General features: G+C 73.0%; 16 protein-coding genes. 9 read left to right on the forward strand and 7 right to left on the reverse strand.

Going from position 1 to position 22,216, the window contains the following annotated elements:
- The first annotated feature begins 7 nt into the window (after positions 1-7).
- Together E1212_RS19025 and E1212_RS19030 are read left to right on the forward strand one after the other, a co-directional pair.
- Positions 8-1,576, forward strand: a complete 1,569-nt coding sequence (locus E1212_RS19025) for a succinic semialdehyde dehydrogenase (protein ID WP_131985313.1) — start codon at positions 8-10, stop codon at positions 1,574-1,576.
- Positions 1,573-4,062: a glycoside hydrolase family 2 protein gene (locus E1212_RS19030; protein WP_131985315.1), complete on the forward strand. Its 2,490-nt coding sequence runs from the start codon at positions 1,573-1,575 to the stop codon at positions 4,060-4,062. The genes E1212_RS19025 and E1212_RS19030 overlap by 4 nt, the downstream gene beginning before the upstream one ends.
- 48 nt (positions 4,063-4,110) lie before the next feature.
- Here the strand turns inward: E1212_RS19030 and E1212_RS19035 are convergent, their stop codons facing one another.
- Entirely contained in the window at positions 4,111-5,871 is a 1,761-nt protein-coding gene (locus tag E1212_RS19035; protein ID WP_131985317.1) for an ABC transporter ATP-binding protein, read from the reverse strand.
- Positions 5,868-7,601 carry an ABC transporter ATP-binding protein gene (locus E1212_RS19040; protein ID WP_131985319.1) on the reverse strand — a complete coding sequence of 578 codons (1,734 nt, stop codon included), beginning with the start codon at positions 7,599-7,601 and terminating at the stop codon, positions 5,868-5,870. Before E1212_RS19040 ends, E1212_RS19035 begins: the two co-directional genes overlap by 4 nt.
- A gap of 497 nt (positions 7,602-8,098) precedes the next feature.
- On the opposite strand from E1212_RS19040, the gene guaA reads away from it, so the two are divergent.
- Both guaA and E1212_RS19050 read left to right on the forward strand, forming a co-directional pair.
- Positions 8,099-9,673: a glutamine-hydrolyzing GMP synthase gene (gene guaA, locus E1212_RS19045; RefSeq protein ID WP_131985321.1), complete on the forward strand. Its 1,575-nt coding sequence runs from the start codon at positions 8,099-8,101 to the stop codon at positions 9,671-9,673.
- Positions 9,674-9,925: 252 nt separating this feature from the next.
- Positions 9,926-11,056: a glycerophosphodiester phosphodiesterase family protein gene (locus E1212_RS19050; RefSeq protein WP_131985323.1), complete on the forward strand. Its 1,131-nt coding sequence runs from the start codon at positions 9,926-9,928 to the stop codon at positions 11,054-11,056.
- Positions 11,057-11,135: 79 nt separating this feature from the next.
- On the opposite strand, the gene E1212_RS19055 is transcribed toward E1212_RS19050, so the two are convergent.
- Positions 11,136-12,470, reverse strand: a complete 1,335-nt coding sequence (locus tag E1212_RS19055) for a PspC domain-containing protein (RefSeq protein ID WP_162605546.1) — start codon at positions 12,468-12,470, stop codon at positions 11,136-11,138.
- A gap of 124 nt (positions 12,471-12,594) precedes the next feature.
- Here E1212_RS19055 and E1212_RS19060 point away from each other — a divergent pair, with 124 nt between their 5' ends.
- From E1212_RS19060 to E1212_RS19075, 4 genes are all read left to right on the forward strand, one after another.
- The gene (locus E1212_RS19060) at positions 12,595-14,139 is read left to right on the forward strand and encodes an ATP-binding protein (protein WP_131985327.1); all 1,545 of its coding nucleotides are present in this window, start codon (positions 12,595-12,597) and stop codon (positions 14,137-14,139) included.
- Positions 14,136-14,819, forward strand: coding sequence for a response regulator (locus E1212_RS19065; protein WP_275296190.1), 684 nt, complete (start codon positions 14,136-14,138; stop codon positions 14,817-14,819). Before E1212_RS19060 ends, E1212_RS19065 begins: the two co-directional genes overlap by 4 nt.
- A 71-nt stretch (positions 14,820-14,890) precedes the next feature.
- Complete coding sequence (locus E1212_RS19070; RefSeq protein ID WP_131985331.1) at positions 14,891-15,247, forward strand: hypothetical protein; 357 nt, start codon at positions 14,891-14,893, stop codon at positions 15,245-15,247.
- Positions 15,248-15,334: 87 nt separating this feature from the next.
- The gene (locus tag E1212_RS19075) at positions 15,335-15,757 is read left to right on the forward strand and encodes a peptidase inhibitor family I36 protein (protein WP_131985333.1); all 423 of its coding nucleotides are present in this window, start codon (positions 15,335-15,337) and stop codon (positions 15,755-15,757) included.
- Positions 15,758-16,543: 786 nt separating this feature from the next.
- Here the strand turns inward: E1212_RS19075 and E1212_RS19080 are convergent.
- Positions 16,544-17,326 (reverse strand): YwaF family protein, encoded by a 783-nt coding sequence (locus E1212_RS19080; RefSeq protein ID WP_131985335.1) that lies wholly within the window; start codon positions 17,324-17,326, stop codon positions 16,544-16,546.
- Positions 17,327-17,917: 591 nt separating this feature from the next.
- On the opposite strand from E1212_RS19080, the gene pcrA reads away from it, so the two are divergent.
- Complete coding sequence (gene pcrA / locus E1212_RS19085; RefSeq protein ID WP_131985337.1) at positions 17,918-20,230, forward strand: DNA helicase PcrA; 2,313 nt, start codon at positions 17,918-17,920, stop codon at positions 20,228-20,230.
- Here pcrA and E1212_RS19090 read toward each other — a convergent pair.
- From E1212_RS19090 to E1212_RS19100, 3 genes are read right to left on the reverse strand one after another with little or no spacing between them, the layout of a single operon-like run.
- On the reverse strand, positions 20,206-20,943 hold the full coding sequence (locus E1212_RS19090; RefSeq protein ID WP_131985339.1) for a DUF1700 domain-containing protein: 738 nt from the start codon (positions 20,941-20,943) through the stop codon (positions 20,206-20,208). The genes pcrA and E1212_RS19090 overlap by 25 nt on opposite strands.
- 5 nt (positions 20,944-20,948) lie before the next feature.
- Positions 20,949-21,290, reverse strand: a complete 342-nt coding sequence (locus E1212_RS19095) for a PadR family transcriptional regulator (RefSeq protein WP_131985341.1) — start codon at positions 21,288-21,290, stop codon at positions 20,949-20,951.
- Between the two features lie 52 nt (positions 21,291-21,342).
- Positions 21,343-22,017, reverse strand: a complete 675-nt coding sequence (locus E1212_RS19100) for a class I SAM-dependent methyltransferase (protein ID WP_131985343.1) — start codon at positions 22,015-22,017, stop codon at positions 21,343-21,345.
- Positions 22,018-22,216: the final 199 nt, after the last annotated feature.

Raw genomic sequence — 22,216 nt, forward strand, 5'->3', positions numbered from 1 at the left:
GGCGGCGATGAGCAGCACAGTCAGCGTCGACGCCGTCGTCGACCACGATCTCCTCGAGCGGCTGACCGACCGCGTCGTCGCCCGCCCGCGCGCCGAGCGGGTCGTCGCCGTCGCGCCGTTCAGCGGCACCCCGCTGGCCGAGGTGCCGCTGTCCACGCCCGACGACGTCGCCGCCGCGGCCGCCGCCGCCCGCGACGCCGCCCACTGGTGGGCCGCCCGGCCGGTCGCCGAGCGCGCGCGCATCATCGGCCGCATCCACGACCTCGTGCTCGACCGGCGCGCCGAGATCGCCGACCTCGTCCAGGCCGAGGCGGGCAAGGCCCGGCGCGACGCGTTCGAAGAGGTCGCCGACGTCGCGCTGGCGGCGCGGTACGTCTCCGCGCGCGGGCCGCGGGTGTTGCGCGAGCGCCGTCGCCTCGGTGCGCTGCCCGGGCTGACCCGCGCCATCGAGGGTTACCGCCCCAAGGGCGTCGTCGGGGTCATCTCGCCGTGGAACTACCCGCTCACGCTGGCCATCTCCGACTGCCTGCCCGCGTTCGTCGCCGGCAACGCCGTCGTGCACAAGCCCGACTCGCAGGCCGTGCTGACGGCGCTGCTGGCGCGGTCCATCGCCATCGAGGCGGGGCTGCCCGAGGCGCTGTGGCAGATCGTCTCCGGCGACGGCCCGGTCATCGGGGGCGCCGTCGTCGAGCACGCCGACTACGTCTCGTTCACCGGTTCCACCGCCACCGGCCGCATCGTCGCGGCGCGGCTGGGCGAGCGGCTGGTCGGGGCGTCGCTCGAGCTGGGCGGCAAGAACCCCATGCTGATCCTCGACGACGCCGACCTCGATCGCGCCGCCGAGGCCGCCGTCCGGGCCTGTTTCTCCAACGCCGGGCAGCTCTGCATGTCCATGGAGCGGCTGTACGTGGCGGCGCGGGTGCGCGAGCCGTTCCTCGAGCGGTTCCTCGGCCGGGTCGAGTCCATGCGAGTCGGCGCGGCGTTCGACTACTCCTGCGACATGGGCTCGCTGATGTCACAGGCCCAGCTCGACAAGGTCCGCTCCCATGTCGACGATGCCGTCGCCAAGGGCGCACGGGTTCTCAGCGGCGGGCGGGCCCGGCCCGACCTCGGGCCCTGGTTCCACGAGCCGACGGTGCTCGACGGCGTCCGGCCCGGCATGCTCGCGGCCGACCTCGAGACGTTCGGCCCGCTCGCCTCCGTCTACTCCGTCGCCGGCGACGACGAGGCCGTCGAGCTGGCCAACGACACCCCGTACGGCCTCAACGCCAGCGTCTGGACGTCCGACCTGCGCCGCGGCGTGGCCGTCGCCCGCCGGCTGCGGGCCGGGTCGGTCAACGTCAACGAGGGCTACTCCGCCACCTGGGGCAGCCACGACCTCCCCATCGGCGGCATGGGCGCGTCGGGCCTCGGCCGGCGCCACGGCCGCGAGGGCATCCTGCGCTACACCGAGCCGCAGGCCATCGCCGTCCAGCGGGCGCACAACATCGCCCCGCCGGCCGGCATGTCCTACGACACGTTCAGCGACGCGCTGGCCAAGTCGCTGCGCGTCATGCGCCGGTTCGGGCGCCCGTGACGCTCCGCGCGCTGCACGACGGCTGGAGCGTGCGCGCCGCCGGCGGGCCGGTGCCCGCCGCCGTCACCGGCCGCTCGGTGCCTGCCGTGGTGCCGGGCTGCGTGCACACCGACCTGCTCGCCGCCGGCCTGATCCCCGACCCGTACCTCGACGACCACGAGCACCTGGTCGCCTGGATCGGACGGTGCGACTGGGAGTACCGCACCACGTTCGGGTGGTCGCCGGACGGCCACGAGCGGCACGACCTCGTCCTCCACGGCCTCGACACCGTCGCCACCGTGGTGCTCAACGGGCAGGAGCTGGCGCGCACGGCGAACCAGCACCGCACGTACCGCCTCGACGCCCGGGCCGCCCTCGTCGACGGCGCGAACGAGCTGGTGGTGACGTTCGAGTCGCCGGTCCGGTACGCCGACCGGCAGAGCCTCGAACTGGGCTACCGGCCGCACACCATGCACCACCCGTACAACGCCATGCGCAAGTCCGCCTGCAACTTCGGCTGGGACTGGGGACCCGACCTCGCGACCGCCGGCATCTGGCGGCCGGTCGAGCTGCACGCGTGGTCCGGGGTGCGGCTCGCGTCGGTGCGGCCGCTGACCACGGTCGACGGCGACACCGGCCGGCTGGGCGTCCACGCCGGCCTCGAGTACGCCGCAGCGCAGCCGGGCGCGCCGGTCACCGTGACCGTCGCCGTCGAGGGGATCCTCGCTGCCGCCGAGGTGCCCGCCGGCGCGCCGTCCGCCGTCGTCGAGGTCGAGATTCCGGGCGTGCGGCGCTGGTGGCCGCGCGGCTACGGCGAGCAGCCGCTCTACCCGCTCGACGTCCGGGTGAGCACCGGCGGTGCCGCGGCTGACGCCGTCACCGATCGATGGACCGGCCGGGTCGGGTTCCGCACCGTCCGGCTCGACATCGAGCCCGACGAGCACGGCACGTCCTTCGGCTTCGTCGTCAACGACCAGCCGGTCGCCGTCCGCGGCGCCAACTGGATCCCCGACGACGTCTTCGTGCACCGCGTCGACCGCGCCCGGTACGCGCGCCGGCTGGACCAGGCGGAGCAGGCGAACCTCAACCTGCTGCGGGTCTGGGGCGGCGGCGTCTACGAGTCCGGCGACTTCTACGACCTCTGCGACGAGCGTGGCATCCTCGTCTGGCAGGACTTCCTGTTCGCCTGCGCCGCGTACGCCGAGGAGGAGCCGCTGGCCGGCGAGGTCGAGGCGGAGGTCCGCGACAACGTCGTGCGGCTGCTGCCGCATCCGAGCCTGGTGCTGTGGAACGGCAACAACGAGAACCTGTGGGGGTTCGAGGACTGGGGTTGGCAGCCGCGGCTCGACGGGCGCAGCTGGGGGCTGGGCTACTACACCGGGCTGCTGCCGCGGCTCGTGGCCGAGCTGGACCCGCACCGTCCATACACGCCGGGCAGCCCGTTCTCGCCGCCTCCGGTCGCGGGCGGTGCGGGCGACCCGGCGCCGCATCCGAACGACCCGCACCACGGCACCGTCCACCTGTGGGACCAGTGGAACCGCCTCGACCACGCGACCTACCGCGACACCGAGCCGCGGTTCGTGGCCGAGTTCGGCTGGCAGGGCCCGCCGACGTGGTCGACCCTGCGCCGCGCGATCAGCGACGACCCGCTGACGCCGGAGTCGCCGGGCATGATCGTCCACCAGAAGGCCGGCAACGGGAACGACAAGCTCACCGACGGGCTGGTGCCGCACCTGCCGGTTCCCGGCGACGTCGAGGACTGGCACTGGGCGATGTCGCTGAACCAGGCGGTCGCCATCGCGGTGGCCGTCGAGCACTTCCGGTCGCTGGGCTCCCGGTGCACCGGCAGCATCGTCTGGCAGCTCAACGACTGCTGGCCCGTGACCTCCTGGGCCGCGGTCGACGGTGACGGCCGGGCGAAGCCGCTGCTCTACGCGTTGCGGCACGCCTATGCCGACCGCCTGTTGACGGTGCAGCCGCGCGACGGCGGGCTGGTCGCCGTCGTGGTGAACGACTCGCCGTCGGCGTGGGACGGCGAGCTGTCGCTGCGGCGGCTCACCTACGACGGCGACTCCCTGGCCGCCGCGACGGTGCCGGTCTCGGCGCCGCCGCGGGCGAGCGTGCCGGTTCCGGTGCCGGGTGCCGTCGCGGCGGCGGGCGACGCGGCGGCGGAGCTCGTGGTCGCGTCGGTGGGCGACGTGCGTGGCCTCTGGTTCTTCGCCGACTACCGCGACTCGCGGCTGACGGCGCCGCGGCTGCGCGCCGTCGCCGAACCGGCCGGCGACGACGGATACCGGGTGCGGGTGACGGCCGAGTCACTGGTCCGCGACCTCGCCCTCCTGGCCGACAAGGCCCACCCCGACGCCGTCGTCGACGACCAGCTGGTCACCCTCCTGCCGGGTGAGCAGGTGACGTTCCGGGTGAGCGCCCCGCCGGGCCTCGACCCCGCCGCCTTCATGGATCCGCGCGTCCTGCGCACCGCCAACGACCTGCTCCCATCCTCATGACCATGTTCCCTGGCGGCGTGTGAACGACCGAGGGAACATGATCATGGGTCAGCGGGCGTCGGCCGGCGCCGACGACCCGTGCCAGGACTCCCAGAGCGCGGCGTAGGCGCCGCCTTCGGCGACGAGGTCGTCATGCGACCCGAGCTCGGCGATGCGGCCCCCCTCGACAACGGCCACCCGGTCGGCGTCGTGGGCGGTGTGGAGGCGGTGGGCGATCGCCACGACCGTCCGGCCCGACAGCACCGCCGACAGCGACCGCTCGAGGTGCCGGGCCGCCCGCGGATCGAGCAGCGAGGTCGCCTCGTCGAGGACCAGCGTGTGCGGGTCGGCCAGCACGATGCGGGCCAGCGCGATCTGCTGGGCGAACGCCGGCCCGACCTGATGCCCGCCCGAACCGACCACGGTGTCGAGCCCGTCGGGCAGCGCCTCGACCAGCTCCGACGCGTCGACGGCGGCCAGCGCTCGCAGCAGCTCCTCGTCGGTCGCCGACGGCGCCGCCAGCGCGAGGTTGTCGCGCAGCGTGCCCACGAACACGTGGTGCTCCTGAGTGACCAGCACGACCTCGCGGCGCAGCCGATCGACGTCGAGGTCGACCAGCGGCACGCCGCCGACGTCGACGCGGCCCATCCGCGGCGGGTGGATGCCGGCCAGCAGCCGCCCGAGCGTCGACTTGCCCGCGCCCGACGGCCCGACCATGGCCAGCCGCTCGCCGTGCGCGAGGTCCAGCGAGACCCCGTGCAGGACGTCCTGGCCCTCGACGTAGGCGTAGCGCACGTCCTCTGCCGCGATGTCCTCGCCGGACGGCACCGCACCGGACGGCGTCCGGTCCGGCGGCACGTTGGCGATGCCGACGACCCGCGCGAACGACGTCAGCCCCACCTGCAGCTCGTCGAGCCACGAGACCAGCCGGTCGACGGGGTCGACGATCTGGACCATGTAGAGGACGACGGCGGTGACCTGCCCGGCGGTGGCGTGGCCGGCCGACGCCAGCCAGGCGCCCCAGGCCAGCGTGGCCACGACCGGCAGCACGTACGCCAACTCGGCCGTCGGGAACCAGACGCTGCGCAGGAACAGCGTCCGCTTCTCGGCCGCGAACGCCTCGCGCAGGTCGTCGTCGGAGCGCGTGACCCGCATGTCGCCCAGGCCCAGCGCCTCGATGGTGCGCGCGCCGTCGACGGTCTCGGTGATCGTGCCGTTGATGGTCGCGTACGACGCCCGCTCCCACAGGTACCCCGCCCGCGCCCGCTTGAGGTACCAGCGGGTGCCGGCGATGAGCAGCGGCGCGCCGACGATGGCGCCCAGCGCGACCAGCGGCCCGGCCAGCACGGCCGCGGTCAGCGTGAGCACCGTGGTGACCAGCGCGACCAGGATCTCCGGCACCGCGAACCGCACGGTCCGCGACAGCGCGTCGATGTCGCCGGTGGTGCGTGCGACGAGGTCGCCGGTGCCGGCCCGCTCGACGGTGGACAGCGGCAGGCCGAGCACGCGGGTGATGAACGTCTCGCGCAGCTCGGCGAACACCCGCTCGCCGAGCACCAGCGACCGCCGGATGGCCACGCGCGTCAGCAGCGCCTGGACGACGATGCAGCCGGCCAGGACCGCCGCCAGCACGTCCACCCGCGCGGCGGAGCCGGACCCGGTGACCACGTCGACCATCTGACCCAGCAGGAACGGACCGGCCAGCCCCGCGCCGGCCGCCAGGACGTGGACGACCAGCGCGACGGTCAGCGTGGTGCGGTGCCGCCGGAACAGCCGGCCGGCCTCGCGGCGGACCTCGGCCGGGGTCGCCACGGGGAGCGCCGTGCTCATTCGGGGTCCTCCTCTCGGGTCACGGTGCGTCGGTAGGCGGGGGTGGTGCTCATGAGCTCGTCGTGGCTGCCGGTGGCGACCAGGCGGCCGTCGTCGAACCAGGCGACGGTGTCGGCCTTGGCCAGCAGGAGCGGGCTGGCCGTGACGACGACGGTGGTGCGCCCGGCCCGGGCGTCGCGCAGCCGGCCGGCGATGGCCGCCTCGGTGTGCGCGTCGACGGCGCTGGTCGGCTCGACGAGCACCAGCACCTCGGGCTCGCGGACCAGCACCCGGGCCAGCGCGACCCGCTGGCGCTGCCCGCCGGACAGCGACCGGCCGCGCTCCTCGACCATGGAGTCGAGGCCGTCGCGCAGGGTCTCGAGCACGTCGCCGGCCGACGCGGTCTCCATGGCCCTGATCAGCTGGGTGTCGTCGTGCCGGCCGTACGGGTCGAGCCCGCTGCGCAGCGACCCGGTGAACAGCGTGGGCTCGGGGTCGCTGACGACGACGCGGCGGCGCACCTCGGCGACCGGCAGCCGGTCGAGCGGCACGTCGCCGAGCCGTACGCCGTTGCCGGGCACCAGGCGGCCCAGCCGGTCGGCGACCGCGGCGGTGAACGCCGGCTCGTCGGAGACCAGCATGGTCAGCGACCCGGGCCGCACCCGCAGCCCGGTGGCGTCGTCGACCAGCACCTCGTCGGCCGACGACGGCGGCAGCTCACCCGCCGCCGTGGTGGCGCCGGGAGCGACCTCGTCGCGGACCTCGCGCTCGATGGCCAGCACCGCCAGCACACGGCGGGCGGCGACCATGGCGCGGGTGGCCACGAACGCCATCTCGCCGGCCGTGCGGACCGGCATGAGCAGGAAGAACGCGTAGCCGTAGAGCGCCACCAGCGCGCCGGGGTCGATGTCGCCGCTGAGCACCGACCGCGCGCCGACCCAGGTCAGCAGCACCAGGAACACGCCCGGCAGCAGCACCAGGACGGCGTCGAGCAGCGCCTGGGTGCCGGCCAGCCGGACGCCCGCCGCCCGCACGGTCTCGGAGCGCTCGGCGTAGCGGCTGACGAAGACCTTCTCGCCGCCGATGCCGCGCAGCACGCGCAGGCCGGCCACGGTGTCGGCACCGAGCGCCGTCAGGTCACCCAGGGCCTCGCGCTGGCGGCGCTGGCGTTCCTGCAGCGGCCGGATGAGCGGGCCCATCGCGACCACCAGCAGCGGCACGCCGATGAGCACCATGAGCCCGAGCGGCACCGACGTGTCGAGCACGATGACCGACACGAGCGCGTAGGACACGATGGCGCCGGCGAAGCGGGGCGAGACCTCCATGGCGTGCCCGATGTGCATGGAGTCGCTGGAGACCGTGGCCACGACCTCGCCGGTGGACATGGTCTTCGGGACGGCGGGACCGGTGCGCGCGGCGTGCCGGGAGACCAGCTGGATGACCCGGAACGCCGAGTAGAGCCAGTTGGCCACCGACGCCCGGTGCCGCATGACGCCGGCGAGCGCCTGGACGAGCCCGAGACCGGCCACGAGCACCGCCCAGCGGGCCGTGCTGCCGGAGTCGTCGTCGATGATGCCGTCGATGCCGTGACCGATGGCCCACGGCATGAGCGCCTGCGAGACCATCCACACGACGCCGAAGAACGCCCCGACGACGAGCGTGCGCCACTGCGCCCGCGCCAGCCAGCCCAGGAACCTCAGGCGGGAGCGAGTGTCGGGAACGCCGGGGTCGGCGTAGGGGAGAGCGCGCACGACAGACCACAGTACGAACCGTGAAGGGCCGGTCGCACCTGGTTTTCCCGCGGGTGGGAGCGTTCCCACCCGCCCAGAATGACCACGTTCACCACCCGATCCCGTCCCACAGCAGGCCTGCGGGCTTCGTGATGCACAGGTGATCCTCGTGACGTGCGACGGCGACCGCCCGGCCCCGGGCCGGGCGCACGGTGGAGAGACGCCGCGGCGGTAGAGAGACGCCGCGGCGGTGGAGAGACGCCGCGGCGGAGGGGCGCCGCCGCGGCGGAGGTGTGTCGCCGTGGCGGAGGGGCGCCGCCGCGGCGGAGGGGCGCCGCTGCGGCGCCGCGCCTGCATCACCAGGATCCTCCGCCCGTCACGAGGTCCGCAGGCCTCGTGGAGCAGGGAATCGGGTGGTGAACGTGGTCATTCCGAAGCGGCGGCGCGTGAGGTGGGCAGGGACTCTCCGACCGGCGAGCGCAGCCACGCGCGGTGACGGCCTCGACTACTCTTGGCGGGTGGCCGAGACCTCCCATGACACCGTTCTCGTCGTCGACTTCGGCGCCCAGTACGCCCAGCTGATCGCGCGGCGCGTGCGTGAGGCGCGGGTCTACTCCGAGATCGTCCCGCACACCATGCCGGTCGCCGACCTGCTGGCGAGAAACCCGAAGGCGATCATCCTGTCCGGCGGGCCGTCCAGCGTCTACGCCGAGGGCGCCCCGGCCGTCGACCACGCGCTGTTCCAGGCAGGGGTCCCGGCGTTCGGCATCTGCTACGGCTTCCAGGCCATGGCGCGGGCGCTCGGCGGCACCGTCGCGCACACGGGCAGGTCCGAGTTCGGCCGCACCGACCTCGCCGTCCGGAGCGCCGGCACGCTCCTGCAGGGCGTCGACACCGGCACCAAGGTGTGGATGAGCCACGGCGACTCCGTCACCGAGGCCCCCGCCGGTTTCCAGGTGCTGGCCGGCACGCCCGACACCCCGGTCGCGGCGTTCGAGGACGTCGCCCGGGGTCTGGCCGGCGTGCAGTGGCACCCCGAGGTGCTGCACTCCGAGCACGGCCAGGCGGTCCTGCAGCACTTCCTCTACGAGATCGCCGGCGCCGCGCCCACGTGGACCATGGCCAACATCGTCGACGAGACCGTCACGGCCGTCCGCGAGAAGGTCGGCGCCAAGCGGGTCATCTGCGGGCTGTCCGGCGGCGTCGACTCCGCCGTGGCCGCCGCGCTGGTCCAGCGCGCCGTCGGTGACCAGCTGACCTGCGTCTACGTCGACCACGGGCTCATGCGCGAGGGCGAGTCCGAGCAGGTCGAGCGCGACTATGTGGCCGCCACGGGCGTCGACCTCCACGTCGTCGACGCCGCCGACCGCTTCCTCACCCAGCTCAAGGGCGTCGAGGACCCCGAAGAGAAGCGGAAGATCATCGGCCGCGAGTTCATCCGGGTCTTCGAGCAGGCCGCCCGCGACATCGTCGCCCAGGCCGGCGAGGATGGGGTCGAGTCGGTTGAGTTTCTTGTCCAGGGCACGCTCTACCCCGACGTCGTCGAGTCAGGCGGCGGCGAGGGCACGGCCAACATCAAGAGTCACCACAACGTCGGCGGCCTGCCCGACGACCTCCAGTTCAGCCTCATCGAGCCGCTGCGCACGCTGTTCAAGGACGAGGTGCGCGCGGTCGGCGAGCAGCTCGGCCTGCCGGCCGAGATCGTCTGGCGCCAGCCGTTCCCCGGCCCGGGCCTGGGCATCCGCATCGTCGGCGCCGTCGACGCCGAGCGGCTGGCCATCCTGCGCCGCGCCGACGCCATCGCCCGCGCGGAGCTGACGGCGGCCGGCCTCGACCGCGACGTCTGGCAGTTCCCCGTCGTGCTGCTGGCCGACGTGCGGTCGGTGGGCGTGCAGGGCGACGGCCGCACCTACGGCCACCCCATCGTGCTGCGCCCGGTGTCCAGCGAGGACGCCATGACGGCGGACTGGTCGCGGCTGCCCTACGACGTGGTCGAGCGCATCTCCACGCGCATCACCAACGAGGTCCGCGAGGTCAACCGCGTCGTCCTCGACGTCACCAGCAAGCCGCCGGGCACCATCGAGTGGGAGTGATCCGGCCCACCATCCCTTGATCGTCGCGCCACGATTGATGATCATGGGAGTGGTCCTGACCGGAATTGCTGACGGCCGGCCGCTGGGTCACGCGCCAGCGGGGGGAGAATCGCTGACGGTCGGCCGCCAGGTCACGCGCCAGCGGGGGGATATGGGTGCGAGGCCCGAATGTGCGCGTGCGTTGGGCAGCGCGTCACGCCCAGTTCGAATCGGCGTGGTCGGCGTGACACGGTGGATCCCTAGCCTGACCACATGTCGGACACCGTCGGCCGCCCGCGACCCATCGTCATCGCGCACCGCGGTGCCTGCGGTTATCGCCCGGAGCACACGCTGGCCAGCTACCAGCTCGCCATCGACCTCGGCGCCGACTACCTCGAGATCGACCTGCTGCTCACGCGCGACGGCGTCCTGGTCGCGCGGCACGACGCCGAGCTGTCCACGTCGACCGACGTCGCCGAGCGGCCGGAGTTCGCGCACCGGCGCCGCCGCGGGCTCGTCGACGGCCGCGAGCTGACCGGCTGGTTCATCGACGACTTCTCCCTCGCCGAGCTCAAGACGCTGTACGCGCGCGAGCGGATCCCCGAGCTGCGCCCGGCCAACCAGGCCTACGACGGCCGGCTCCGGGTGCCGACGTTCGACGAGATCATCACGCTCGCCGTCGAGGGCGGCCGGCGCCGCGGACGCCCCGTCGGCCTGTACCCGGAGCTCAAGCACCCGACCTACTTCGCCGAGCGTGGGCTGTCGTCGGAGGACGCCCTCATGGAGGTGCTGCGCGGCTTCCGCCTCGAACGGGCCGGCATCCCGGTGTTCGTGCAGTCCTACGAGCCGGCGGTGCTGCGCCGGCTGGCCGCCCGCACGTCGGTGCCGCTGGTGCAGCTGGTCGACATCACCGGCCGCCCCTACGACTGGGAGCGTGCCGAGGACGGGCGCCGGTTCGTCGACATGCTGACCCCGACGGGCCTGCGCGAGGTGTCGGCCTACGCGGCGGTGCTGGGGGCCCACAAGTCGCTGGTGGTGCCGCGCGACCCGGAGGGCCGGCTCGGCCACCCCGGCCGGCTGGTGTCCGACGCCCACGACCTCGGGATGGCGGTGCACACCTGGACGTTCCGGAACGAGAACTCGTTCCTGCCCGCCGACCGGCGACGAGGCTGGGAGGCGGCCGGGCACGGCGACGCGCTGGGGGAGTTCGCCGTGTACTACGGCGCCGGAGTGGACGGCGTGTTCACCGACCACCCCGACACCGCGGTCGCGGCCCGGGATCAGGCCTTCGGGTCGCGCTCGCGGCGCAGCTTGCTCAGCGACGCCATGAGCCCGGCCAGTCCGATCGAGACCAGCAGCACCGGCATGGCGACCTCGAGGCCCGACAAGCCCAGCACGTCGTAGTGCACGAACGGCCACATGGCGCTCACTCCAAGGAAGAGAAGTCCGAAGACGAGGGAGACGACGTCGGTGTCGTGTCGCTTCATCGGGTCACCACCAGCTCGCCCGCGCCGATCTCGGCATGGATGACGATGCGGCCACCCCCCGGGCCGTCGGAGCCGTTGTTCACGACACCGATGTACTCCACGCCGGCCCCGTCGCGCGACTCGTCGAAGACGGTGATGTCGCCGGCGCCGATGGAAGCCCGCTCGACGGTGACGTCGGCGTCCGGCGGCAGGATGATCGTCAGCTCGCCGACGCCCTGCGAGACGTCCAGGTGAGTGGTCTGGCCGTCGGTGAGGGTGACGGCGGACAGGTCGTAGAGGATGGAACCGGCGCCGTGCTCCTGCTTGTCGACGGGTACCTGGCTCGCCGTGGTGTAGCGGTAGGTGGCGTCGCCGACGTCGCTGAAGTCCCACTGCGACAGCCACGTGGCCGGGATCAGCGCCAGCGACAACAGGATGCCGAGGAAGATCAGGCCGCGTGAGCGTCCGTACCAGGCCCCGACCAGCAGGCCGATCGCGACGATGCCCAGCGGCACGGCGACGAACAGGGCCGGCGGGTAGTTCGCCCAGGCGGCCTCGTTGACGGCCAGCACGCCGACCGACACCAGCGCGAGGCAGAACGTGATCAGGCCGAGGTGTGAGCGCTGCTTGGCCGGCTTCTCGGGCGGGAGCGGCGGTGCGGGCGTGGGCGGCGCCGGCGGCGGTCCCCAGTCGGGGCCCTCGGGCCAGCCGCTGGTCGGGCCGGCCGGGCCGGGCGTCGTGGCGGCGCCGGCTGTCGCGCCGGCCGTGCCGGTGGCCGCGCCGGCCGTGCCGGTGGCCGCGCTGGCCGTGCCGGCCGCCGTCGCGCCCGGTGCCGTGGGCGCGACCGTCGGGTCGTAGACGTACGGGGAGTCGAACCAGGCCTCCTGCGGCCCCTCGGCGCGCGCCCGCTCGTCCTCGTCGTCGCGGCGGCGCAGCAGCAGGTAGACGCCCATGATCGCGAGGAGCAGCAGGACGCCGCCGTCCCAGGTGCCGGCGATGATGCCGATGCCGGAGACGAGGCCGACGGTCGCCAGCAGCAGCGCCAGCGGGACGGTGCCCGAGCGGCGGTTCTCGCCGCGGCCCAGCGCCTGGTCGAGGATCGACCGCTCCTCGTCCTCGGCCGGGACCATCAGCCAGGCGATGGCGTAGAGGAGGACGCCGACGCCGCCGAAGATCGCCAGGACGACGGTGGTGACGCGGAGGACGACGGGGTCGATGCCGAGCCGCCGGCCGAGCCCGCCGAGCACGCCCGCGACGACACGGTCCGACCGGCTGCGGCGCAGAGACCGGAACTCGTCGGTGACGCGCGGCGTGGCGGCCGCGGCGGGGGAGGCAGGAGGCAGATCACTCATGGCACCGATGATGCCGAGGCGAGGGCCCCGAATGCATCGGGGATGACCCGGAACGGCCCCCGAGTCGCGATCTCCGGGAGGTCCCTCATGGCGGCGCGCGCTCGCGCGTGTGACCATCGATGTCATGAGCACTGTGCCGACGCCCCGTGCCGCCGGTCCGGCGGCGCGTGGTCCGGCGCGTCCCGACGAGGCCGGCGGCGACACCGCCAGCCCCGTCGACGGCGACATCACCCGCCCCGTCGACGACCGCACCGCTGACGCCGTCGCCGACCCCGTCGACGACGACCCGGTCCCGGAGTCCGAGGCGGCCGCGGCGACGGAGCGGAGCCCGCGTGCGCTGCCGCCCGGTGAGCCGCCGGCGGGCAAGACCGGCCGCACGCCCCACCCCACCGCCGACCCGGGCGCCCCGCCGCGGTTCGCCCGGTCGTCCGACGGCCGCATGGTCGCCGGTGTCGCCGTCGCACTGGCCGCGCAGTTCAAGGTGCAGCCGCTGGCCGTGCGCATCGCGTTCAGCCTGCTCAGCGCCGTTTCCGGGTTCGGCGTCGTGCTCTATCTGGCGTTGTGGATCTTCACGCCGCTCGACCAGGCGCTGGCGCGCGAGGCCGAGGATGAGCAGGCGCCTGCGGGCCTCGCGGCCGCCACCCGCACCGGCAAGCGCAAGCGGCGCACGTTCGTGCAGCGCACGGGCGACCTCGGGCAGCTGGCGGCGCTGGTCGTGCTCGGCGCGGGCGTGTGGCTGCTGGTGCAGCAGACCCCGCTCGGCGTCAGCCCGGCCGTGTTCTTCCCGCTGCTGCTGGCCGCCGCCGGCCTGACGCTGGTGTGGCGGGCCGCCGACGAGCAGGAGCGCAGCCGGCTGTCGGCCATCTCGCCGCGGCTGCCGTGGCTGGCGGCGCTGACCGGCAGGGGCGGCTGGATCGCGGCCATGCGCGTGGTCGCCGGTGCCGGTGTCGTCGTGGCCGGCGTCGTGGTCTTCCTGGTGGGCCAGGGGCAGTTCGACGCGACCATGGACGCGCTGGGCGGCGTGCTGGTCATCCTCGTGGGCGTCGGGCTCATCACCGGGCCGTGGCTGTGGAAGCTGTGGCGCAACCTCGAGACCGAGCGGCGCGCCCGCATCGTCTCGCAGGAGCGCGCCGACATGGCCTCCCACCTGCACGACTCCGTGCTGCAGACGCTGGCGCTCATCCAGAAGCAGGCCAATGACCCCCGCGCCGTCGTCCGGCTGGCCCGGGCTCAGGAGCGCGATCTGCGCGCCTGGCTCTACAGCGACCTCGTCGACGACGGCTCCTCGCTGGCGGCCGCGCTGACGAAGATGGCCGCCGAGGTCGAGGACGCGTTCGGCACGCCGGTCGAGGTGGTCACCGTCGGCGACGCCGAGATCGACGACGTCGCGCGGGCCGTCCTCAAGGCCGCCCGCGAGGCCACCGTCAACGCCGCCAAGCACTCGGGCGCCGCCAAGATCGACATCTTCGTCGAGGCCGGCGACGACGGCGTCGAGGTCTTCGTCCGCGACCGCGGCGCGGGATTCGACCCGGACTCCGTCCCCGAGGACCGGCTGGGTGTGCGACGCTCGGTCATCGGGCGCATGGAGCGCCACGGCGGCGAGGCCACCATCCGGTCCGCACCCGGCGAAGGCACCGAAGTACGACTGTCGACCAGGAGATCCTCGTGAGCGAGACCAAGCCAGACGACGCCAGGCCCGCCGACGCCGGCCCGGTGAGGGTCGTCCTCGTCGACGACCACGCCATGTTCCGCACCGGAGTCCGCGCCGAGCTCGCGCAGGCACCGTCGGTCGACGTCGTCGGCGAGGCCGCCGACACCGCCGAGGCGGTCAAGGTGGTCCTCGAGACCAAGCCCGAGGTCGTGCTGCTCGACGTGCACCTGCCGGGTGGCGGTGGCGCCGAGGTGATCCGCCAGGTGCACCCTAAGGAGCCCGCCGTGCGGTTCCTCGCGCTGTCGGTCTCCGACGCCGCCGAGGACGTCATCGGCACCATCCGGGCCGGTGCCCGGGGCTACGTCACCAAGTCCATCACCGGCGACGACCTCGTCTCCGCCGTCGGGCGCGTGGCCGACGGCGACGCCGTCTTCTCGCCGCGGCTGGCCGGGTTCGTGCTCGACGCGTTCGCCGGCACCGAGGCGCCGTCCGTCGACGACGACCTCGACCGCCTCACCCAGCGCGAGCGCGAGGTGCTGCGGCTCATCGCGCGCGGCTACGCGTACAAAGAGATCGCGAAGGAGCTGTTCATCTCCGTCAAGACGGTCGAGACGCACGTGTCCGCCGTCCTGCGGAAGCTGCAACTGTCGAACCGGTACGAGCTGACCCGGTGGGCGACGGACCGCCGGCTGGTCTGATCGCCCCCGCCGCGGCGAAGTACGACGCGCCGTAGTAGGGTGACTCCCGCCTCGATGCGGGAAGGGTGATCATGGAGTTCGTCTACGACCTCGTGCTCGTGCTGCACTTCTTCGGCCTGGCCAGCCTGCTCGGCGGGATCATGGTCCAGCTCAGCGCGCGCGGCGGCCGGGTCGTGAACCTGGCCATGCTGCACGGCGCCCTGACGCAGCTCGTCACGGGCGTCGCGATGGTCGGCATGGGCGAGGCGATCGCCTCGCTGGGCAAGGACGTCAACCAGGTGAAAGTCGGCGTGAAACTCGTAGTCGTGCTGATCGTGACTGCGCTCTGCTTCGCCTATCGCAAGCGCACCTCGATCGCCGACGGCGTGTTCTTCGCGCTGTTCGGGCTGTCCGCGGCGAATGTCGTCATCGCCGTCTTCTGGAGCTGACTCCGGCGCTGTGCTGCGCGGTTCGGCCGGCCGGAGGCGTTCGGGTTAGGGTGGCGGGCAGCCGAGCCCGACCGGGAGGTCCTGCCTGTGACGCCGATCCGCCGCCTGACCGCCGCCGTAGTGGCCGGCATGTTGTCGTTCTCTCTGGTCAGCGGCTATGTGCCGGCTGCGGCGGCCGCTGAGCACGACGGCGGGTGCGGCGGCCTCGAGCTGTGTCTCTTCTACAATTCCGGCCAGCGCGGCGCCAGTCACGACTTCCGGTACAAGGTCACCGATTTCGGGCCGTACGCGTTCCTCGGTGCCGGCGCGGGCGCCGGGCAATCGGTCAAGAACCGCGCCGCGTCGGCCTGGAACCTCGACGGATACTTCACCGCGCGCATCTATTTCAATTCTGGTTATGCTGGGCCGGCTGACGACGTGACGCCGCTCACGAAACGCAATCTCGGCGACACGTACAACGACAACGCATCGTTCAACTGGTGCCACAGGTCGCCGCTGGTGTGCGGCTGATCGGTGGCATCCGAAAGGCCTCAGGCATGACTGCCGCACGTCTCGTCCGAACCGCCGTCGTCCTCGTCCTTCCCGTCGCCCTCGTCGGCTGCGGCAGCGCGCCGGGCGACGTCGCCGTCCCGTCGTCGGATGCCGCCGGCGAGGCCATTCAGGTGCGGTCGGCGGGATCGGTGGCGCCGCGGACGGGCGGCCTCACGCTGCCGCTCGACGCATACGCGCTCACCGCGGCCGAGGACCAGGCGCTGGGGCGGGCGGCCGAGTCCCGGGTGCGCGAGTGCGCGGCGTCGGCCGGACTCGACGCGACACAGGTCGGCCCGCTCCCGTTCGGCACCGCGGCCGAGTCCGCCGCCGCCGTCGCCACTCGCCACGACCGCCGCTACGCCGTCGCCGACCCCGAGATCGCGGCCACGCACGGCTACCACCCGCCGGCGACGGCCGACGTGCGGCGCGAGTTCCACGAGGCGCACACAGACGCCGAGCTCGAGGTGCTGGTCGCCTGCCTGAGCGAGACGACCCGGGCGTCCGCCGCGAGCGACGAGGCGGGGCTGCGGGCCGGCGCGGAGCTGGTGTCGGAAGTCCAGACCGGCGCCTGGCACGCCGCCATGGCCGACCCTCGCGTGGCCGACGCGTTCGCCGCCTGGTCGTCCTGTCTGGCCGCCGCGGGCTTCGACTACGCCGCGCCCATGGAGGCCAACGACGATCCGCGCTGGTGGGCCTCGGACGTCGCGAGCGCCGAAGAGATCGCCACCGCCGTCGCCGACGTCGCCTGCAAGCAGTCCACCGGGCTCATCCCGGTCTGGTCCGCCGTCGAGGCCGAGCACCAGGAGACCCTGATCGCGGAGCACCGGGCCGAGCTGGACGCGTACCGGGCTCTTCTCGACGCGCAGGTCGCGTCCGCGTCCACGGCCAGGTGATCAGGGCCCACACGGCGACGATCAGCGTCGTCTCGACCACCAGGTACCACGGCCAGGGGCCGAACAGGTCGAGCAGCGACGCGGAGTCCGGCTTCTCGTTGAGGAAGCCGTAGTTCACGTCCGCGGCAGAGTTGAAGGCGAACACCGTCGCCGCCCACACCGCCGTCGCCGTCACCGCGACCCGGTAGGAGTCCCAGCCGGGCCGGATGCCCAGCCCCCACGTCAGGAACACCGCGGCGACCACGGTCAGGCCGTGCATCGCCCAGTAGAGGACGAACGCGGGGTCGGGGAACTGCGCGTCCAGATCCGGGGTGAGGATCGGCTGGACGCTGAGCGTGAGGCCCCAGTAGTACGTCAGTGCGGCCGACCAGCGGCGGCGGGTCAGCAGCGCGTGGATCGCCGCCAGCCAGGCCAGGTCGCACAGCTGGACCGGCAGCGACAGGCCCAGGTCGAAGCGGCCGGGCAGGTTGAAGTACACCTGCAGCGGCAGCGTCACTGCCAGGAAGACGACGGCGAAGCCCGTGCTCAGCCGGTCCGCCGCGGGGGTGCCGCGGACCGCGCGGCCCTGCCGCACCAGCCACCAGGCCAGCGCGGTCAGCACCGCCAGTACGGCCACGTGGGAGGCGCCGTACGGCGTGAACGTGTCGTCCGCCATCGCTCCGCTCCCACGCCGATCGTTCCCGTCGGCGGCGAGGTCATGCGTGGGAGGTCATGCGGGGCGAGGTCGTGCGCGGGCGACCACCCGGCGCCGTCCTCGTCGTGCACCCTGGTGGTCGCCGTCCCGAACTCGCTCGCACGAAGGGCCGCGCTGGTGTCGGCGAGTCCGCCCGCGAAGACCAGCAGCCCTCGGCGATCAGCGGGCGCCCGGCCGGCCGGGAGACCTGCATCGTCACGCCCCTTCGAGTCGACGCGCGACTAATCGGGTCGGGCCCGAGATCCGGGCCGGTCTGCGCGAACGGTCGCGCCCTGCCGGGAGTGTCTCGGACGGCGGTCGCGGATCTCCGGACAGGACGGTGGTGCCCGATCGCGGCTCCTCTGCCGTGGCGCAGCCCGTCGTGGGCGGGCCTCATCCCTGCGACGAACCCCACCACCGCGATCCGACACCGCCTCCCGGATCTCTTCGGCGACACGTCCGCCGATCGAACGGGCGTTCGTAAGCGTGTTCGGGCGGAGTCTGTCGGCGGACGGGCATAGGCTGGGTGCGCCAGCGCCAAGCGAGTGAGAAGGCGAGTGTGACCCGCCGGCAATGAGTGCCCTTTTCGACGACCTCACCCTGACCGACGCGGCCGTGCCGCAGAAGCCGGTCAAGCGTCGGTCACGCGACCCCGAGGCGTTGCTCGACGGCCTCAACGGGCCGCAGCGCGACGCGGTGACCCATCAGGGCGCGCCGCTGCTCATCGTCGCCGGCGCGGGGTCGGGCAAGACGCGGGTGCTCACGCGGCGCATCGCGTATCTGCTGGGCGAGCGCAACGCGCATCCGGGATCCATCCTCGCCATCACGTTCACCAACAAGGCCGCCGGCGAGATGAAGGAGCGGGTCTCCGACCTCGTCGGGAAGCGGTCGGACATCATGTGGGTGTCCACGTTCCACTCCGCGTGCGTGCGCATCCTGCGCCGCGAGGCCAAGCACTTCGGCTACACGTCGTCGTTCTCCATCTACGACCAGGCCGACTCCCACCGGCTCATGGCCATGGTGTGCCGCGAGCTCGACCTCGACCCGCGCCGCTACCAGCCGCGGCAGTTCAGCTACACCATCAGCAACTTCAAGAACGAGCTCGTCGACTACGAGACCGCGCTCGCCCGGGCCGACACCCACCAGCAGAAGATGGTCGCCGAGGCCTACGAGCTGTATCAGCGCCGGCTCACCGAGGCCAACGCGTTCGACTTCGACGACCTCATCATGACGACGGTGCACCTGCTGCAGGCGTTCCCCGACGTCGCCGAGAACTACCGGCGGCGGTTCCGGCACATCCTGGTCGACGAGTACCAAGACACCAACCACGCCCAGTACGTGCTGGTGCGCGAGCTCGTCGGCACCGGCGTCATCTCCGGCGAGGACGAGCCCGCGGTGCCGCCGGCCGAGCTGTGCGTGGTGGGCGACGCCGACCAGTCCATCTACGCCTTCCGCGGCGCCACCATCCGCAACATCCTGCAGTTCGAAGAGGACTACCCCGACACCCGTGTCATCCTGCTCGAGCAGAACTACCGCTCCACGCAGACCATCCTGTCCGCGGCCAACGCCGTCATCTCCCGCAACTCCGGCCGCAAGCCGAAGCGGCTGTGGAGCGACAGCGGCGACGGCGCCAAGATCGTCGGTTACGTGGCCGACGACGAGCACGCCGAGGCACAGTTCGTCGCCGACGAGATCGACCGCCTCACCGACGACGGTGAGGCCAAGACCGGCGACGTCGCGGTGTTCTACCGCACCAACGCCCAGTCCCGTGTGCTGGAAGAGATCTTCGTCCGGGTCGGCCTGCCGTACCGCGTCGTCGGCGGCACCCGGTTCTACGAGCGGCGCGAGATCCGCGACGCACTGGCCTACCTGCGGTTCTTTGCCAACCCTGAGGACTCCGTGTCGCTGCGGCGCATCCTCAACGTCCCCAAGCGCGGCATCGGCGACCGCGCCGAGGCCATGGTCGAGGCGCTGGCCCAGCGCGAGCGCACCACGTTCTTCCAGGCGCTGCGCCGGGCCGCCGACGCCCCCGGCATCGCCACCCGCTCGGTCAACTCCATCGAGGGGTTCGTCCAGCTCACCGACGAGCTGCGGGCCCTGGTCGACGACGGCGTCGGCCCGGCCGCCGTCCTCGAGGCGACGCTCGACCGCACCGGCTACGCCGCCGAGCTGTCCGAGTCCGACGACCCGCAGGACGAGACGCGCCTGGACAACCTGCGCGAGCTGGTCGCCGTCGCCGGCGAGTACGAGGCGGGCGACGGCTCCGACGGCTCGCTGTCCGGGTTCCTCGAGCAGGTCAGCCTGGTCGCCGACGCCGACGAGATCCCCGAGGGCGACGACCACGACGGCATGGTCACGCTGATGACCCTGCACACCGCCAAGGGCCTCGAGTTCCCGGTGGTGTTCCTCACCGGCCTCGAGGACGGCGTCTTCCCGCACCAGCGCTCGCTCGGCGGCAACTCCCAGGAGCTCGAAGAGGAGCGCCGGCTCGCCTACGTCGGCATCACCCGGGCGCGCGAGCGGCTGTACCTGTCGCGGGCATTGCTGCGCAGCGCGTGGGGCTCGCCGGCACACAACCCGGCGTCGCGGTTCCTGGCCGAGATCCCCGACGAGCTCATCGACTGGCGCCGCACCGAGGCCGACCAGACGAAGTGGAACACCCCGCCGCCCCCGCGCCGCCAGCCGGTCAGCGGCCGGCCCACGGGTGCGGGCAACCGCCCCGTCGTCGCGCTGTCCGCCGGCGACCGTGTCACCCACGACGCGTTCGGCCTCGGCACCGTCGTCGCCACCGCCGGGCAGGGCGAGCACGCCAAGGCCACCGTCGACTTCGGCGACAACGGCCTGAAGACGCTGCTGCTGCGCTACGCCCCGGTCGAGAAGCTCTGAGCCAGGGCGGCCGTCCGCCGGCGCCCGTTCCGGTACAGCACGTAGGCAGTGCCGATGCTCAGGGCGGCGACCGCGACGAAGGTGATCCAGAACACCATCGGCGTCAACCAACCGTCGGTGGTGCACGTCTGGTAGGTGCTGCCGTCCTCCCGCATCCCGCCGCCGCACACCTCGGTCGATCCGGTCGTGAACAGGCCGACGAACAGCAGGATGCCGACGCCCGGCAGCAGGAACGTGCCGGCCAGCTTCTCCAGCGGCGTCCACAACGGCGAGATCCAGAGCACTGCCCAGCCGCCCAGCATCACGAACGGCAGCAGGAAGATCCCCCCGATCGTCGCGAGCAGCGTCAGGACCAGCGGGCCGATCAGCAGGCCCACCATCACGAAGCCGGGCACCCAATCACGTTGCAGCATCGGGACTGTGCGAACCCGGTCGTCCTCTGAGGCGACCGTCGCGGGACCGGGGCTGCCGCCGTCGTCGCCGGTGGCCCCGGCCGCGATGGTGAGCGGGTCACCGAGCGCCCGCAGCACCTCGTCGACGTCGTCATCGGTGATGCCGCCCCGGTCGGTCAGAGCGGCCTCGATGTGCTCGCGGACGCCGGCGACGACGTCGGCCCGCTCGGTCTCGGGCAGGCCGCCGAGCGCGCCGTCGAGCTCGGCCAGGTAGCGGTCGATGCGCTGGTGCTGCGTGGCGGTGAGCATGGGCTCCTCCATGGCGGTCACGCTCGCCCGGCCGCGAGCACGCGGTCGACGGCGTCGCGGAACGGCTGCCAGGTCTTCTCGAACGTGTCCAGCGCGGCGCGCCCGTCGGGCGTCAGCCGGTAGTAGCGGCGCGGCGGCCCGGACTCGGACTCCTGCCACGACGACGCGACCAGCCCGCCCTTGCGCAGCCGCGAGAGCAGCGGGTACAGGGTGCCTTCACCGGCCATGAGCACGCCGTCGGTCAGCTCGCGGGCGATGTCGAGCCCGTACCGCTCGCCGTCGCGGACCAGGGCCAGGATGCAGTACTCCAGCGCCCCGCGCCGGAGGTTGGTCATGATCTGACCCTCGCCAGGTACCATGCGATACAAGATACCAGCCGTGAGCGCACTCCGGAAGGGTGCGTCGCGTGGGTCAGGCGGCCTTTCGCGCCACATAGAGGCAGGTGTAGAACGCCCGCCAGGCGAGGTCGGCGTCGGTCAGGCCCGCCTCCGCCAGCGCGTCGAGGTGGTCGAGCATGCTCGGGAACGGGAAGTAGTGCGGGTGCGACGGCTTCCCGGCGTGCGGCCCGGCGAAGATCGGCAGCACGTCGCGGTAGCGGCGGTCCCAGTCGCCCGGCGGCAGGATGTGGTCGAGCGTCACCAGCCAGCCGCCCGGCACGAGCAGCCCGGCCGCGTCGCGGTAGAACGCCTCGAGCCCCGGCCGGTCGAAGTGGTGCGCCACGCGCGAGTTCAGTACGACGTCGGCGTCGCGGGCGGCCTCCATGGCACTGAGGCCGGCCGCATCCCCGACGACGTACTCGACCCGGCCGGCGTACGGGGCCAGCGTCTCAGCCGCGCGCTCCCTCATGTCCGGCGAGGCGTCGATCCACACGCCGCGCGCCTCCGGGTACGCCTCGAGCAACGCGGCGAGGAACGTCCCGGGCCCACTCCCGACGTCGACGACACGTTGCGGCGCACGCTCGTGCCCGACCAGCGTCGTCGCGATGGCCCACGGCAGCCGCAGCATCGCCGACATCCCGTCGGCCTGCTGCCACTGTGCCGCGTACCCGGACTCCGACCACGAGGCGATCACCCTGTCGTTCGTCATACCGTGAAGATAATGGATACACGATGCTTCCCGTCACCGCTCCCCCTCACCGCTTCCCGTCACCGCTTCCCGTCACCGCCACTCGCTCAGCCAGCCCCGGTTGATCTTGGAGTAACTGCGGAATCAATCGGGCAAATCGCCCGGCAACTCTGCAGTTACTCCAAGATCAACTTCGGGGCGGGGCGGGACGGCGCGAGGC

The organism is Jiangella ureilytica (assembly GCF_004348545.1).
GTDB lineage: Bacteria > Actinomycetota > Actinomycetes > Jiangellales > Jiangellaceae > Jiangella > Jiangella ureilytica.